15 protein-coding genes are annotated in these 14719 nt (G+C 67.0%); 6 read left to right on the top strand and 9 right to left on the bottom strand.

Going from position 1 to position 14719, the window contains the following annotated elements; translation table 11 throughout:
- Positions 1–53 precede the first annotated feature (53 nt).
- Both C6W92_RS02925 and C6W92_RS02920 read left to right on the top strand, forming a co-directional pair.
- A complete protein-coding gene (locus C6W92_RS02925; RefSeq protein WP_129431575.1) occupies positions 54–1241 on the top strand; it encodes a GNAT family N-acetyltransferase in 1188 nt (395 codons plus the stop codon).
- Positions 1238–1534 carry a 4a-hydroxytetrahydrobiopterin dehydratase gene (locus C6W92_RS02920; protein WP_129431574.1) on the top strand — a complete coding sequence of 99 codons (297 nt, stop codon included), beginning with the start codon at positions 1238–1240 and terminating at the stop codon, positions 1532–1534. Before C6W92_RS02925 ends, C6W92_RS02920 begins: the two co-directional genes overlap by 4 nt.
- A 132-nt stretch (positions 1535–1666) precedes the next feature.
- On the opposite strand, the gene C6W92_RS02915 is transcribed toward C6W92_RS02920, so the two are convergent.
- Positions 1667–2155, bottom strand: coding sequence for a peroxiredoxin (locus C6W92_RS02915; RefSeq protein WP_129431573.1), 489 nt, complete (start codon positions 2153–2155; stop codon positions 1667–1669).
- A 93-nt stretch (positions 2156–2248) separates the two neighbouring features.
- Here C6W92_RS02915 and C6W92_RS02910 point away from each other — a divergent pair, with 93 nt between their 5' ends.
- Positions 2249–3451: an FAD-dependent oxidoreductase gene (locus C6W92_RS02910; RefSeq protein WP_129431572.1), complete on the top strand. Its 1203-nt coding sequence runs from the start codon at positions 2249–2251 to the stop codon at positions 3449–3451.
- The gene (rsmD, locus tag C6W92_RS02905) at positions 3448–4005 is read left to right on the top strand and encodes a 16S rRNA (guanine(966)-N(2))-methyltransferase RsmD (RefSeq protein WP_129431571.1); all 558 of its coding nucleotides are present in this window, start codon (positions 3448–3450) and stop codon (positions 4003–4005) included. Before C6W92_RS02910 ends, rsmD begins: the two co-directional genes overlap by 4 nt.
- A 505-nt stretch (positions 4006–4510) precedes the next feature.
- Here the strand turns inward: rsmD and C6W92_RS02900 are convergent.
- From C6W92_RS02900 to C6W92_RS02865, 8 genes are all read right to left on the bottom strand, one after another.
- A complete protein-coding gene (locus C6W92_RS02900) occupies positions 4511–5416 on the bottom strand; it encodes a LysR family transcriptional regulator (RefSeq protein WP_104017496.1) in 906 nt (301 codons plus the stop codon).
- Between the two features lie 289 nt (positions 5417–5705).
- Entirely contained in the window at positions 5706–7733 is a 2028-nt protein-coding gene (locus C6W92_RS02895) for an NADPH-dependent 2,4-dienoyl-CoA reductase (RefSeq protein ID WP_129431570.1), read from the bottom strand.
- A 140-nt stretch (positions 7734–7873) separates the two neighbouring features.
- On the bottom strand, positions 7874–8182 hold the full coding sequence (locus tag C6W92_RS02890; RefSeq protein WP_129431569.1) for a type II toxin-antitoxin system RelE/ParE family toxin: 309 nt from the start codon (positions 8180–8182) through the stop codon (positions 7874–7876).
- Entirely contained in the window at positions 8179–8436 is a 258-nt protein-coding gene (locus tag C6W92_RS02885) for a type II toxin-antitoxin system ParD family antitoxin (RefSeq protein ID WP_129431568.1), read from the bottom strand. Before C6W92_RS02885 ends, C6W92_RS02890 begins: the two co-directional genes overlap by 4 nt.
- A gap of 61 nt (positions 8437–8497) precedes the next feature.
- Complete coding sequence (gene arfB / locus C6W92_RS02880) at positions 8498–8920, bottom strand: alternative ribosome rescue aminoacyl-tRNA hydrolase ArfB (protein ID WP_104017500.1); 423 nt, start codon at positions 8918–8920, stop codon at positions 8498–8500.
- A gap of 336 nt (positions 8921–9256) precedes the next feature.
- Entirely contained in the window at positions 9257–10174 is a 918-nt protein-coding gene (mepA, locus tag C6W92_RS02875; protein WP_129431567.1) for a penicillin-insensitive murein endopeptidase, read from the bottom strand.
- Positions 10171–11538: an MFS transporter gene (locus tag C6W92_RS02870; protein WP_129431566.1), complete on the bottom strand. Its 1368-nt coding sequence runs from the start codon at positions 11536–11538 to the stop codon at positions 10171–10173. The genes mepA and C6W92_RS02870 overlap by 4 nt, the downstream gene beginning before the upstream one ends.
- A gap of 54 nt (positions 11539–11592) precedes the next feature.
- Entirely contained in the window at positions 11593–12144 is a 552-nt protein-coding gene (locus tag C6W92_RS02865) for an acyl-CoA thioesterase (protein ID WP_129431565.1), read from the bottom strand.
- Between the two features lie 135 nt (positions 12145–12279).
- Between C6W92_RS02865 and C6W92_RS02860 the strand changes: the two genes are divergently transcribed.
- Positions 12280–12567, top strand: a complete 288-nt coding sequence (locus C6W92_RS02860; RefSeq protein ID WP_129431564.1) for a YggT family protein — start codon at positions 12280–12282, stop codon at positions 12565–12567.
- 76 nt (positions 12568–12643) lie between these two features.
- Complete coding sequence (gene recQ / locus C6W92_RS02855) at positions 12644–14686, top strand: DNA helicase RecQ (protein ID WP_129431563.1); 2043 nt, start codon at positions 12644–12646, stop codon at positions 14684–14686.
- The last annotated feature ends 33 nt before the right edge of the window (positions 14687–14719 follow it).

Raw genomic sequence — 14719 nt, 5'->3', positions numbered from 1 at the left:
CGCCCGATGCGCCAGATACACATGCGTCCGCACGCAACCGGGGACTTGCGAGGATGAGCGAGACCGAGCTGACCGTCACCGCCCATGACAGCATCCACGCCATCGGCGCGGAGGCGTGGGATGCCTGCGCCTGCCCCGAGGCCGAGGGTGGCGACCGCCCCGAGGATCCGTTCACCACCTACCGCTTCCTCGCGGCGCTCGAGGACAGCGGCTCGGTCGGTCCCGGCAGCGGCTGGCATCCGCATCACCTGACGGTGACGCGGGCGGATCAGGTGATCGCCTGTGCGCCGCTCTACCTCAAGGGCCACAGCCAGGGCGAATACATCTTCGACCACGCCTGGGCCCATGCCTACGAGCGCGCGGGCGGGCGCTACTACCCCAAGGCGCAGATCGCCGTGCCCTTCACCCCGGTGACCGGGCGGCGGCTGCTGACCCGCCCGGGGAACGAGGACGAGGGGCGCGCGGCACTCCTGCAAGGTGCCACGGCGCTGGTGGCGCAGAACTGGCTTTCGTCGCTGCACGTCACCTTCTGCACCGATGACGAGGAAGCGGCGGGCGAACGGGCAGGGCTCCTGGCCCGGCAGACACAGCAATACCACTGGCACAACCGTGGCTATCGCGATTTCGACGATTTCCTCGGGCATCTCTCGTCGCGCAAGCGCAAGACCATCCGCAAGGAACGCGCCCGCGCGCTAGCCTTCGGCGGCGAGATCGTCTCGCTCACCGGCGACGATATCCGCCCCGCGCACTGGCAGGCGATGTGGGATTTCTATCAGGACACCGGCGCGCGCAAATGGGGCACGCCCTACCTCACCCGGGCCTTCTTCGATCTCGCACAGGACCGCCTGCGCGACGACGTGCTGTTGGTGCTCGCCCTGCGCGGCGGCCGCCCGGTGGCGGGGGCGATGAACCTGATCGGGCGCTCGGCACTCTTTGGCCGATACTGGGGCTGCGCCGAGGACCACCCCTGCCTTCATTTCGAACTGTGCTATTACCGGGCCATGGATTTCGCCATTGAACACGGGCTGCAAAGGGTAGAGGCTGGCGCGCAGGGCGAGCACAAGCTCGCCCGCGGCTACCTGCCCCGGGCCACTCATTCGCTGCACTGGCTGCGCGACCCGGGCTTCGCCGAGGCGGTGGCACAGTATCTCGATGCCGAGCGCGCCGCCGTCGAGGAAGAGATCGAGATCCTCACCGGCTTCGGCCCCTTCCGCAAGACCTCGATGGAGGACCACGAATGACCGAGAAACTCAGCAACACCGCCCGCAAGACCACCCTCGATCCGCTCCTGGAAAACGGCTGGTCGATGGTCGAGGGGCGCGACGCTATCGCCAAGACCTACAAGTTCGGCGATTTCGTCGAGGCGATGGGCTTCATGACCCGCGCCGCGCTCTGGGCCGAGAAATGGAATCACCACCCGGAATGGTTCAACGTCTACAACCGCGTCGAGGTCACATTATCGACCCACGATGTGGGCGGCCTGAGCGCGCTCGACGTCAAGCTCGCGCGCAAATTCGACGGCCTTGTGGACTGAGACCGGGGGGGTCGAGTATCTGGGCCAGGAAGAAACCCGGCGCGGCTTCATCTTGCTGAAAATATCCCCGGCCTGACGGCACGAGAAGGGGGCGCGGTGCGAGGATCAGCGCCCCCGCACCAGCGCCGGCAGTCACATCGCCGCGAGCAGCGATTCGCCCGCGGTGGCCTCGCAGGTGCCGGGGCTTTCCTCGACATGCAGCACCGTCACGCGGCCGTCCTCGACCGCCATCGCATAGCGCTTCGAGCGCCCGATGAGCCCGGCGGGGGGCGCGTCGAAATCCATGCCGATCGCCTTGGTGAATGCGCCCTGCGGGTCGCCCAGCATGGTGATCCCGGCCTCCGCCGCGCCGGTGGTATCGCCCCAGGCCTTGACCACGAACGGGTCGTTGACGCTCACGCAGACGATCTCGTCCACGCCCTTGGCGTCGAAACCGTCCTTGGTGCGCATGAAGCTCGGGACATGGGCCGAGGAACAGGTGGGGGTGTAGGCACCCGGTACGGCAAAGATCACCACCTTGCGCCCCTTCGTCAGGGCCGACAGGCTCACCGTTTCGGGGCCGCCCTCGCCCAGTTTCAGCAGGTCCGCGTCGGGCAGCTTGTCGCCGGTGGATATGGTCATGGTCGCTTCCTTTCTCCTGTCGCGTTGCCGTTTGATGTAACAATAGGCCGGTGCTAGGCAAGAGGCCACGGCAAAGATAGGCGGGAGACGGGGATGACGCACGTGGTGGTGATCGGGGCCGGGCAGGCCGGGGCGTCGTTGGTGACGCGGCTGCGGACCCAAGGCTTCGACGGTGCGATCACGCTCATCGGGGACGAGCCCGTGCCGCCCTACCAGCGGCCGCCGCTGTCCAAGAAATACCTGCTGGGCGAGATGGCGCTCGAACGCCTCTTCCTGCGCCCCGAGAGCGCCTATGCCGAGGCCGGGATCGACCTGCGCACCGGCACCCGCGTCACCGCCATCGACCGCGCCGCGTGCGAGGTGGTGATGGGCTCCGACCGGCTCGGCTACGACACGCTGGTGCTCGCCACCGGCTCGCGCCCGCGCCGCCTGCCCGCGGCCATCGGCGGCGATCTGGGCGGCGTGCACGTCGTGCGCACGCTGGCGGATGTCGATGCGATGGCGCCGGGGGTGGTGCCGGGGGCGCGGGTGCTGATCGTCGGCGGCGGCTATATCGGGCTCGAGGCGGCGGCGGTGGCGGCAAGCCGCGGCATGTCCGTCACCCTCGTCGAGATGGCCCCGCGCATCCTGCAACGGGTGGCCGCGCCCGAAACCTCGGACTATTTCCGCGCGCTGCACACCCGCCACGGCGTCGATATCCGCGAGGGCGTCGGGTTAGAGCGGCTCGTGGGCGAGGGGCAGGTGACGGGAGCCCGACTCACCGACGGCAGTGCGCTGGAGGTGGACATGGTGATCGTCGGCGTCGGCATCGTGCCCGACACCGCGCTGGCCGAGGACGCGGGGCTCGCCATCGACAATGGCATCGCCGTGGACGCGCAGGGCCGCACCGACGACCCGGCGATCTGGGCCGCGGGCGATTGCGCCTCGTTTCCATACGGGCGCGAACGGCTGCGGCTGGAAAGCGTGCCCAACGCCATCGACATGGCCGAATGCGTGGCCGACAACATCACCGGCGCGGGCCAGGACTACGTGCCCAAACCGTGGTTCTGGTCGGATCAATACGACGTGAAGCTCCAGATCGCCGGGTTAGGCACCGGCTATGACCGGATCGTGACGCGGGCGGTGGGCGATGCGGTGTCCTTCTGGTACTACGCGGGCGACCGGCTGCTCGCGGTGGACGCCATGAACGATCCGCGCGCCTACATGGTGGGCAAGCGGCTGATCGAGGCAGGGCGCAGCGCCGATCCGGACCGCGTCGCCGACCCCATCACCGATCTCAAGGCGCTTCTGAAGTGAGGATCATCGGCGGCGCGCATCGCGGCCGGGCGCTGGCCAGCGTTGGCAAGGGGGATGCGGCGGCGCATCTGCGCCCCACCTCTGACCGGGTGCGCGAGGCGCTCTTCAACGTGCTGGCGGGCGGCTATGGCGATCCCGTCACCGGCGCGCGCGTGCTCGATCTTTTCGCCGGCACCGGCGCGCTCGGGCTCGAGGCGCTGTCGCGCGGCGCGGCACAGGCCAGCTTCGTCGAGAGCGGGCGCAAGGCGCTGTCGGTCCTGCGCGACAACATCGGGCGCTGCGGGGCAGGGGATGCCGCGCGGGTGTTCCCTCTCGATGCACGCAGGCCCGGCCCCAACCCGGACGCCCCCCATGATCTCGTCTTCCTCGACCCCCCCTATGGCAAGGGTCTGGGCGAGGCGGCGCTCGCGGCGGCACTGGCGGGCGGCTGGATCGCTGCCGACGCGCTGATCGTGTGGGAAGAAAGCGCCCCCATCATTCCCCCCGAGGGCCTGCGCCTGATCGAGGAGCGCCGCTACGGCGACACGGTGATCCGGTTTCTTGGCCGGGGCTGAGGGGGTGCAACGCGGTGCGGTGTTGCCAGTGGCAGATTGCGTCGCGCGGCGGGTGATTGGCCTGTTCCTGCCATTCGCCACCCGCCCCGCGCGGGACAAGGCGTGCTTGCACGCCGCCGCGCGAGCGCCCGACCGCCCCCTCGGGCGGGCGCTCCTCGACGCCGCAAATAGCTGTGATCATTGAATTATCTTTCACCATAAATCGCATAACACAAACCGAACTGCGCCCACCCGGCGGCCGGGCGCTCGCGCGGCCCCTCAAGCCTTGCGCTGAAAGTCCCCTGCCGACTGTTCCGACCCGTCATAACCCACACCTTGGCCTTCCACCCCACCATCTGACCGTGTCATACGGGCCTATCGACCCAACACCCTGACCCCTCCTTCCATCCGCCATCCTCTATCAGCCAAACAACACGCGAGCCCCCAACAAAAAACCGGCCCGCACGAGGGCGGGCCGGGACGAGGTGTCGTCATTGCTGACGAGGAGGACACCGGTGCCTTGTCCTCACCAGTCCGTCGGACCTTTCTGGGCGAACTGGTGGACAAGGAAGTCAATAAAGGCGCGCACCTTGGGCTGGGTAAATCGGCCCGGCGGGTAGACGGCATAGATACCCTGCGTCTCCATCGGCAGGTCGGGCATCGCGTCCTCCACCTGGCCCTCGGCCAGCGCCCGGGCATAGAGGAACGACGGAAGATAGGCGATCCCCAGGCCCGAGATCGCGGCGTTGAGCAGCGATTGCCCGTCATTGACGCTCAGGCCGCCCGCGGTACGCACCTGCCGCTTCTCGCCCGAGGGCGCGGTCAGCTTCCACACCGCGTTGCCGCCCTGGCTGGAATAGTGCAACAGCTTGTGCTCGTTGAGATCGTCGATCTTCTGGGGCCGTCCGTATTTCTTGAAATAGGCGGGGCTCGCGATCATGCGGCGGGTGGTGTTCGACAGCTTGCGCGCGCGTAGCGTGCTGTCCTCCAGGTCGCCGATCCGCACCGCCATGTCGAAGCCTTCGGAAATCAGCTCCACATAGCGGTTGTTGAGCACCATGTTGACGGTGATATCCGGGAAATCCTCGAGAAACTGGCCCAGAACCGGGCTCAGGTGATTGACGCCGAAATCGGTGGCCACCGAGATGCGCAACAGCCCCGAGGGGTCCGACTGCATCGAGCTTACCAGCGCATCCGCCTCGCCCGCGTCGTTGAGCACCCTGAGCGCCCGGTCGTAATAGGCCAGCCCGATCTCGGTGGGACTGACCCGCCGCGTGGTGCGGTTGAGAAGCCGTGCACCGAGGCGCGCCTCTAGCGAAGAGACATGCTTGGACACGGCGGATTTCGAAATACCCATCTTGCGGGCCGCGTCGGTAAACCCGCCCTGGTCCACCACCGTGGCAAAGGCCTCCATTTCCGTCAGGCGATCCATACTGCTACCTCATTCTCCGATCACCTGATGGTGTGGCGGAAAAATCAGGCGCAACTGCGGCGCGCGACTGACAATATCGGGGTGTTGTCGGAATTATCGCCGCACCGGAAACACCGAAACACGGCAAATTGAGGCGATGATCTGTCCTGCGGGGTATGCTTTGCCCGAGTTGTGGTCGCATTCAGGGCGGATATGCCATGAAACCGCATATCGTAGTGACATTCGCCGCCGCGCTGTCGGCCAGCGCCTCCACTTTCGCGGGCGACCCCCCCGCGCCGGAGGGGGCCGTTCAGAGCGCCGCGGCCAGCCGTGTGCCCTGGTCTATGGCGCGTTTCGCGTCCAACTCGGCGGCGACATCCGCGCCGCCGATCACGTGGACCGTGACGCCACGGGCCTCCAACGCATCGGCCAGGCTGCGCTCGCTCAACTGCCCGGCGCAGAGCACGATCGTGTCGGCCTCGATCAGCGTCGGGTTTTCCCGCGCCTCGCCGAAACTGATGTGCAGCCCGTCGCCGTCGATCCGCTCGTAATTGACGCCGCTCACCATCTCGACCCCCTTCATCCGGAGCGCCGCGCGGTGAATCCACCCCGTGGTCTTGCCCAGCCGCTTGCCGGGCCGCTCGGCCTTGCGCTGCAACATCGTCACGGCACGCGCGGGCGGCTCGGGCTGCGGCCCTTGCGGGGCCAGCCCGCCACGCACGTCTGCCGGGTCGCCCACCCCCCATTCCTCGCGCCAGAGCGCGATATTCTCGGTCGGGCTCTCGCCCGCGTGGACCAGGAATTCCGCCACGTCGAAGCCGATCCCACCCGCGCCCACCACGGCGACGCGCTTGCCCACCTTTGCCTTTCCGCGCAGCACGTCGATGTAATTCACCACGTTGGGGCCGTCCTGTCCGGGGATGCCCGGGTCGCGCGGGATCACCCCGGTGGCGATGATCACCTCGTCGAAGCCTGCGAGGTCATTTGCGCGCACATCCTGCCCCAGCTTCACCTCGACACCTGCCTCGGCGACCATCACGCCGAACCAGTCCACCAGCCCGTGAAACTCCTCCTTGCCGGGGATCACGCGGGCCATGTTGAGCTGCCCGCCGATCTCGCCCGCGCGGTCAAATAGCGTCACGCCATGCCCGCGCCCCGCCGCCGTGATTGCCGCCGACAGCCCCGCCGGCCCCGCGCCGACCACCGCGATGCGCTTGGGGGCCTCGGTGGGCGCGATCACCAGCTCCGTCTCGTGGCAGGCGCGCGGGTTGACGAGGCAAGAGGTGAGCTTTCCGCTGAACGTGTGATCGAGGCACGCCTGGTTGCAGGCGATACAGGGTGCGATGGTCTTGCTGCGCCCCTCGGCGGCCTTCTTGACGAACTCCGCATCGGCGAGGAAGGGCCGCGCCATGCTCACCATGTCGGCCACGCCCTCCGACAGCAGGCCCTCGGCCACCTCGGGCGTGTTGATCCGGTTCGAGGTGATGACCGGGATACCCACCTTGCCCATCAGCTTTTGCGTGACCCAGGCCCATCCCGCCCGCGGGACGCTCGTGGCAATCGTCGGCACCCGCGCCTCGTGCCAGCCGATCCCGGTGTTGAGGATGGACGCGCCCGCATCCTCCACCGCCTGCGCCAGTTGCACCACCTCTGCATGGGTGCTGCCCTCGGGGACGAGGTCGATCATGCTCAGGCGATAGATCAGGATGGAATCCGGCCCCAGCGCCGCGCGCACCCGGCGCACCACCTCCAGCGGCAGGCGCATCCGGTTCTCGTAAGAGCCGCCCCAGCGATCCGTGCGCTTGTTGGTGTGGGTGACGAGGAACTGGTTGAGGAAATAGCCCTCGCTGCCCATGATCTCGACACCGTCATACCCCGCCTCGCGGGCGCGCTCTGCCGCCGTGACGATATCGGCGATCTGCTTCTCGATCCCCGCCTCGTCCAGCTCCGTGGGCGTGAACGGCGAAATCGGCGACTTGATGGCCGAGGGCGCCACGCATTCCTTGCCATAGGCATAGCGCCCGGCGTGCAGGATCTGCATGGCAATGAGCCCGCCCGCGTCGTGCACCCGGTCGGTGACAATCCGGTGATTGGCGATATCCTCGGGCGTGAACAGGCCCGCTGCCCCGGGAAACACCCCGCCCTCGCGATTGGGCGCCATGCCGCCGGTGACCATCAGCCCCACACCGCCCCGCGCGCGCGCGGCATAGAATTCCGCCACCCGGTTCCAGTCGCGCGTCTCCTCCAGCCCGGTATGCATAGAGCCCATGAGCACGCGGTTCTTCAGCGTGACATGGCCCAGATCGAGGGGCGCGAGAAGATGCGGATAATCGGTCATGGCTCTCTCCCTTGGCTTATCCCCGTGATGCCTCGCCTGCGCGCGCTTGTCACCCGTGAACGCTGCGTTACCGGCGGCGGCGGGTCTGCGCCCCGCCGTGTGGGTATTTGTGCCAAGAAGAAGCCGGGATGGGTGTGACGTCAGTCCTGTTCGTCCGCAAAACTCAGCGCCGCCCAGTTGCGTCGCTCATTCACCACCTGCAGGATCACGACATCCGACCCACCCTGACGGAAGAACACGAGGTGTTGCCCGGTTTTCAGCGATCGTGCACCCGGCACGAAGACGGACCGGTCGCGCCCTGTCCCCGGTGCGGCCACCGCGCGGGCGAAACATTCGAATATCCCGGAGATATAGGCTTCCGCTTGGGCCGGTCCCCATGTTGCGCTTGAATAATCCCAGATGTCATTCAGGTCGGCCATCGCCGCCCGTGTCAGGCGAAATCCCGTCACGCCGATGCTTTGCGCTTGGCAGCGAGGAAGCGTTCGGGATCGACGTCGAGGGTTTCACCGCTCGCCGCCTGCCTGTCGGCCTCCTCAAGGCTGGCCTTCAGTCTGTCGAACTCCAGTTCCGCCTCCTGACGTTCCAGCATCCGCAACCCCGCGCGCACCACGTCGCTGGCCGAGTTGTAGCGGCCGCTTTCCACGGCGCGAGCGATGAACTCGTTGAAGTGGTCGCTGAGCACGACCGAGGTGTTGCGGGGCATGGGGTATCTCCTTTGACCGCAATATACCAATTCCTGGTATCCGGTTCAATCTGCCCGGCCCTCACTCCTCCCCGTCCACGCGCCCGCGCAGCGCCTTGACCTCGCCGCGCTGCTTCTTCGCCGCAACGCGCTTGCGCTTCTGGTTGGCCGAGACCCGCGTCGGGACACGTCGCTTGGGCTTGACCGTGGCTTGCCGGATCAATTCGGCCAACCGGTCACGCACGATCTCGCGGTTGCGGGTCTGGCTGCGGGTCTCGTCGCATTGCAGCACCACCGCGCCTTCCTTGGTCCAGCGCCGCCCCGCCAACCGCCGGAGCCGCGCCTTCACGGGGCCGGGCAGGTTGGGCGAGCGGTCCGCCTCGAAGCGCAGCTCGACCGCGCTCGCTACCTTGTTGACGTTCTGCCCGCCGGGACCCGAGGCGCGGATGAACTGCTCGGTCAGCTCCCAATCCTCGATGGCGATGTCGTCGGTAATCCTCAGCATGGGCAGATCCGGTTAACGCGGCGGTCGCAGGTTGGCGTGAACCGTGCGGTTCGAGCCGCGAACCTACAGGTTGAAAAGGGCCGCCCCGGTTCGGGACGGCCCTCCAGAAGTCACGGAGGCGGGCCGGTCAGGCACGCGCCAATCCGGGTGGCTTTCGCCTCGGGGCTGCCCTAGACGGCGGCCTCCCGGACTGTCCCGACACCTCGCTCCAATACCTCTATAGACACTGGACCACCTCCTTTCGCTTTGTTGAACCTGAGACAAGCGTGCCACAAATTCCGCCCATGTCAAAACAAAATCATGTGGCGGGGGAAAAATCCGACGCAGGATGCTGATTCATTCGGCCTGCAGCACCGCCACGCATTGCCTCGGCAGGTCGGCCATCGTCAATTCGCGCCGGGGCTTGGGCTTGGGCGCGTCCGGGTCGGGCGGCGGCGGGTTCAGGATGTTGCGCACCCATTGTTGCGCCTCGGCACAGCCATCGCCCGGTGGCGGCGCGGCCTGTTCCACGCAACCCCTTGCATTTTCAGGACAATTCAGCCGCACATGGAAATGGTAATGGTGCCCCCACCACGGCCGCACCTTGCGCAGCCAGGCGCGATCCCCGGTTTCATTCTTGCACATCTGCACCTTGGCCCCGGGAAAGATGAAGATGCGCGCGGTGCGCCGATCCTTGGCCGCGGCCTTGACGATCTCGTGATGCGCGCGTGTCCAGTTGCCGTTGGTATAGGCACCATTCTCCCTTCTCATTGAAATCGAAGAGATATTTTCCCGCGCCGCGCGGTTCAGTGCCAGATCGTCGGCGGGCCGTAGCCAGATATCCGCGTCCAGCCCCATCTGGTGACTGCGATGCCCCGACAGCATCGGCCCTCCGCGGGGCTGGCTGATATCGCCGACGTAGAGCCCGTTCCAGCCCGGCTGCTCTGCGGCGTGGCGGGATAATTTTCGAATGAGATCAATGGTTTCAGGGTGACCCCAGTTGCGGTTGCGGCTCAGGCGCATGGCTTGCCAGGTGGGGCCGCTTTCAGGCAGGGCCACTGCCCCGGCGAGACAGCCCTTGGCATAGCTGCCATAGGCGGCCGGCGCATGCTCGCTTCCGCGCGGCTGTGCGCCAAAAAGTTGTTTGGCATGAACCCCTTGCATCGAGGCGGGGATGCTCTGGCTCGACAAGATGCCGGGGGTGGGCGCGCGTTCCTGCGCATCCATGCACCCGCCAAGCGCCAGTGATGCGATGAGTGCGGCGATGCATCTCATGATATGCGATCTCCCTCGGACCTGACCCATCTTAGCAGCAACAACCCGATCACGAAAAGCCCGATGACCGGCGCGATGCCGATCCGCGCGCTGCCTGACATGGTGGTGACGAGGCCGATCAGCGCCGGGGCGAGAAAGGCGGTAGCCCGTCCCGACAGCCCGTAAAGCCCGAAATTCTCGGTCGGGGCGGCGGGATCGGTGTGGCGCACCATGAGGGTCCGGCTTGCCGCCTGAAGCGTGCCGCCCAAGCCCCCGATCAGCACGCCGCAACCAAAGAATACAGCATCCGGAAGGGCCGATCCCTCGGCCAGCGGGACGCCGAATATCTGGCTCCGGTCCATCCCCACGATCGTCACGCAGACCGCGATCAGCCCCCAGATCGCCGCGACAATAACCGGCTTGGGCCCGAAGCGGGCATCCAGCTTGCCGCCCAGCCAGCTGAACAGCGCCGCCGAGATCGCGCCGAGGATTCCGAAGATACCCACCGAGGTGATCGACCAGTTGAGCACGAGAATGGCGTAGGTGCCGCCGAAGCCGTAAAGACCGTTGAGCGCATCGCGGTAGAACATCGACGAGCCGAGATAGGCGCTCAGGCTCAGGCGATGGCGCAAGCCCTTGATCGTGTTGACAAGAAGCTCGAGTGCGTCGCGCATGCCTCGCCCCTGCCGCGGCGGGCCGGTATCGCGCACCCACAGGAAATAGGGCACCATGAAGAGCGCGAACCACAACGCCGTGAACGGCCCGACAAAGCGCGTCCCCTCGCGCGCCGCTGCATCCAGGCCGAAAGCCGGGTCGAGGCCGATCAGGGTCTTGCCGCTCGGCTGTTCGACGAAGAGCGCCAGCATGAGCAAGAGCGATACCACCCCGCCCGCGTAGCCAAAGGCAAAGCCCGAGCCCGAAAGCGCGCCGACCTCTTCCTCGTTACCGAGCGACGGAAGCTGCGAGTTGATGAATATGAGCGCGTATTCCGCCCCGATGAAGCCGACGCCGAAGGCCAGCAGGCCGAACCACAGGTTCGACCCGTCGGGCATCATCCCCCAGATCGACGCGGCCCCGACCACGTACATGAGCGAAAACACCATGATCCACGGCAGCCGCCGTCCCGTGGTGTCGGCGAAGGCGCCCATGATTGGCGCACCAAGCCCGATGATGAGCCCGCTGACCGTCAACCCGGTGGACCACAGCGCCTGCGCGCGCGCGTCCGCCGCGTGCTCGGGCAGGCCGGTATTCATGTAATACTCGGCGGCGACAGAGGCGAAATAGGGGCCGAAAATGAAGGTGATGAGGAGCGTGTGATAAGGCTGGCTCGCCCAGTCGAAGAAAAACCAGCCCCAGATGCGCTTGCGCGTCGAGATCTCCGCCATGCCGTCCCCTGCCCGTTTTCCGCGATAAGACAGGCTCGGGCGCGGGCTGGCAAGCTATTCCTCTATGGGGTCCTGCATCGGCGGCCAGGGGCGCGCGGCATCGGCCTCGATCCACGCTCGGACCCAGCCGGGCAGGGGCGGCGCGGCGAGCCCGGGGTGCCCAAGCGCGTCCAGCACGTCGGCAGGCGGCACGATCCCTTCGCGCCCGGTCATAGCCGCACGGTAGAGGATGTGGTTGGCGCACTCTCCGTCACGCCGCCACATGGATTGCTCAAGATACATGAACCGCGCATCCCACGACAACAGCCGCGATCGCATCTCGATCCGGTCGAACATGCGGACGCGGCGGCGATATCGCACGCTCGCCCCCGCCATCGTCAGCCCCCAGCGTTCGCGCCGCAGCACCGCGATCAGCCCGACGCGCCCGGCAAGCGGGATGCGACCTAGATCGTAGAGCGTGAGCGTGCGCCCATTATTGAGCTCGCGCCACAGGTCGATATCCCAGGGCAGGCAGGTGTGGTGCGAAACATGGGTTCCGGTGACCGGCAGCGGCGGGTCGTTGCGGTGGCGCCAAAGTTGCCAAAACAGGCGTATGACGGGATACATGGGGCGTCTCCGGTGGTTCCGGCGCGGCCTTGGCAGGCGGTTGGCCCGGCGTCAACCGCGACCGCGCGTCAGGCTTGCGCTCGCGCCCGAGCCCGCATAGGTCTTGGGGCGTTCAGACAAGAGGGCCAGGCCACCATGCAATCGCTTTTCCAGATCCTGATGCTGCTGCTCGATGTGCTTTGGTTCTTCGTCATCGCGCACGTCGTCATGTCTTGGCTCATCAATTTCCAGGTGCTGAACCTCCGGCAGCAACTGGTGGCGCAGATCTGGTACGCGCTTAACCGGCTGCTGGAGCCGCTCTATGCTCCGGTGCGTCGCATCCTGCCGAACATGGGGGGCATCGACCTCGCGCCGCTGGTGGTGCTGATCGGGGTCTACGCGCTGCGGATCATCCTGATGAACAATGCGGCGGCGTTTTACTGAGGCAGGGTCTTGTTCACCGAATCTTAGTGTGAAACACTTCCCGTAAGAGCAGATAATAAAATCTTACAGGACTGCCATGCCGAGCGCTGCCACGCTTTTGCGCGATGTCTTCGGGTTCGACGCGTTCCGTCCGGGGCAGGAAGAGATCGTCCACACCGTCGCCACCGGCTGCAACACGCTCGCCATCATGCCCACCGGGGGCGGCAAATCCCTGTGTTTCCAGCTACCTGCGATGATGCGCGAGGGGGTGACGGTGGTCATCTCTCCGCTCATCGCGCTGATGCGCGACCAGGTGCGGGCCTTGCGCGCGGCAGGGGTCGAGGCGGGCGCGCTCACCTCCGGCAATACCGAGGAGGAGACCGCCGAGGTCTGGGCCGCGCTAGAGGAGCGGCGGCTCAAGCTGCTCTACATCGCGCCCGAACGGCTCGCCGCCGGTGCGGCGCTCGGGATGCTGCGGCGCATTGGCGTCAGCCTGATCGCCGTGGACGAGGCGCATTGCGTCAGCCAGTGGGGCCATGATTTCCGCCCCGATTACCTGCGTATCGGAGCGCTTCGGCGCGCGCTCAATGTGCCGCTTGCCGCCTTCACCGCGACCGCCGATGCCGAAACCCGTGACGAGATCGTGGCCAAGCTCTTCGACGGACAGCCGCCGGAGGTCTTCCTGCACGGCTTCGACCGGCCCAACATCCATCTCGCCTTTGCTGCCAAGGACAAGCCGCGCCAGCAGATCCTGAGCTTTGCCGCCGCACGCAAGGGACAATCCGGCATCGTCTATTGCGGCACCCGTGCCAAGACCGAGAGCCTCGCGCAGGCGCTCTCCGAGACCGGGCACAACGCCTGCGCCTATCACGGCGGGATGGAGGCCGATCGGCGCCGCCATGTCGAGCACCGCTTCAACACCGAGGACGGGCTGATCGTGGTGGCCACGGTCGCCTTCGGCATGGGCGTGGACAAGCCCGATATCCGCTGGGTCGCCCATGCCGACCTGCCTAAATCCATCGAGGCCTACTACCAGGAAATCGGGCGCGCCGGGCGCGACGGCGCACCTGCCGAGACGCTCACCCTCTATGGCCCCGACGACATCCGGCTGCGCCGCACGCAAATCGACGAGGGACTCGCCCCGCCTGAACGGCGCGGGGCGGATCACGGGCGGCTCAATGCGCTTCTGGGTCTTGCCGAGACGCTGGAATGTCGCCGGGTAGCGCTGTTGCGCTACTTCGGCGAGCAGGCCGCGCCCTGCGGTCATTGCGACCTGTGCGAGACGCCGCCCGAGACATTCGATGGCACCGAGGCGGTGCAAAAGGCGCTCTCGGCGATCCTGCGCACCGAGGAACGCTTTGGTGCCGGGCATCTGATCGACATTCTGATGGGCAATCCGACGGACAAGGTGCGCGCGCGGGGGCATGACGATCTGCCCACCTTTGGTGTGGGCCGCGACATGGACCGGCGCGGCTGGCAGGGGGTGTTCCGGCAGATGATGGGGCACGATCTGGTACGCCCCGATCCCGAACGGCACGGTGCCCTGGTGATGACCGAGGCCGCCCGCCCGATCCTGCGGGCCGAGATCCCGATCCGTCTGCGCCGCGAGGTAGCGGAGCGCACGCCGCGCCCGGCGGTCAAGGCGCTGGTGTCGGAGGAGGACGCGCCGCTCCTGTCGGCGCTCAAGGCGAAACGCCGCGCGCTGGCCGAGGCGGCGGGCGTGCCCGCCTACATCGTGTTCAACGATCGCACGCTGATCGAGATGGCCGAGACCCGGCCCGCCGATCTCGACGCGATGGCCCGGATCGGGGGCGTGGGCGCGACCAAGCTGGAGCGGTACGGCGCGGCATTTCTCGAGGTCATCAACGGCGCGGTGGAAGAGGTGCATCCGACCCGGCGCAAACTGGCGGGGCGCGCGGCGGGCGAGGTCTATGACCGGCTGATAGAGGTGCAGCGTGACTTGGCGCGCGGCGATTGTGGCACGCTGCGCCCCCTGTCCTGCACCCATTCCACCCTTCGCCAGATCGCCGAGCGGCGGCCTTCGACGCTTGAGGCGTTGGAACGCCTGCCCGGCATGGGTCCGCAAAAGGCCGAACGTTTCGGCCCGGCCTTTCTGGACGTTCTGCGGATGGCGGGCTAACTCACACCCGTTGCCGTCACGAGAGGGATTTCG

The organism is Roseovarius sp. A46 (genome assembly GCF_004126395.1).
GTDB classification, from domain to species: Bacteria; Pseudomonadota; Alphaproteobacteria; order Rhodobacterales; family Rhodobacteraceae; genus Roseovarius; species Roseovarius nitratireducens.
This window is presented reverse-complemented; position numbering and strand designations above follow the sequence as displayed.

Coding starts and splice junctions, on each gene's coding strand:
- C6W92_RS02925 (WP_129431575.1), top strand. CDS start 54: ATGAGCGAGACCGAGCTGACCGTCACCGCCCATGACAGCATCCACGCC.
- C6W92_RS02920 (WP_129431574.1), top strand. CDS start 1,238: ATGACCGAGAAACTCAGCAACACCGCCCGCAAGACCACCCTCGATCCG.
- C6W92_RS02915 (WP_129431573.1), bottom strand. CDS start 2,155: ATGACCATATCCACCGGCGACAAGCTGCCCGACGCGGACCTGCTGAAA.
- C6W92_RS02910 (WP_129431572.1), top strand. CDS start 2,249: ATGACGCACGTGGTGGTGATCGGGGCCGGGCAGGCCGGGGCGTCGTTG.
- C6W92_RS02900 (WP_104017496.1), bottom strand. CDS start 5,416: ATGGATCGCCTGACGGAAATGGAGGCCTTTGCCACGGTGGTGGACCAG.
- C6W92_RS02895 (WP_129431570.1), bottom strand. CDS start 7,733: ATGACCGATTATCCGCATCTTCTCGCGCCCCTCGATCTGGGCCATGTC.
- C6W92_RS02885 (WP_129431568.1), bottom strand. CDS start 8,436: ATGCCCCGCAACACCTCGGTCGTGCTCAGCGACCACTTCAACGAGTTC.
- arfB (WP_104017500.1), bottom strand. CDS start 8,920: ATGCTGAGGATTACCGACGACATCGCCATCGAGGATTGGGAGCTGACC.
- mepA (WP_129431567.1), bottom strand. CDS start 10,174: ATGAGATGCATCGCCGCACTCATCGCATCACTGGCGCTTGGCGGGTGC.
- C6W92_RS02870 (WP_129431566.1), bottom strand. CDS start 11,538: ATGGCGGAGATCTCGACGCGCAAGCGCATCTGGGGCTGGTTTTTCTTC.
- C6W92_RS02865 (WP_129431565.1), bottom strand. CDS start 12,144: ATGTATCCCGTCATACGCCTGTTTTGGCAACTTTGGCGCCACCGCAAC.
- C6W92_RS02860 (WP_129431564.1), top strand. CDS start 12,280: ATGCAATCGCTTTTCCAGATCCTGATGCTGCTGCTCGATGTGCTTTGG.
- recQ (WP_129431563.1), top strand. CDS start 12,644: ATGCCGAGCGCTGCCACGCTTTTGCGCGATGTCTTCGGGTTCGACGCG.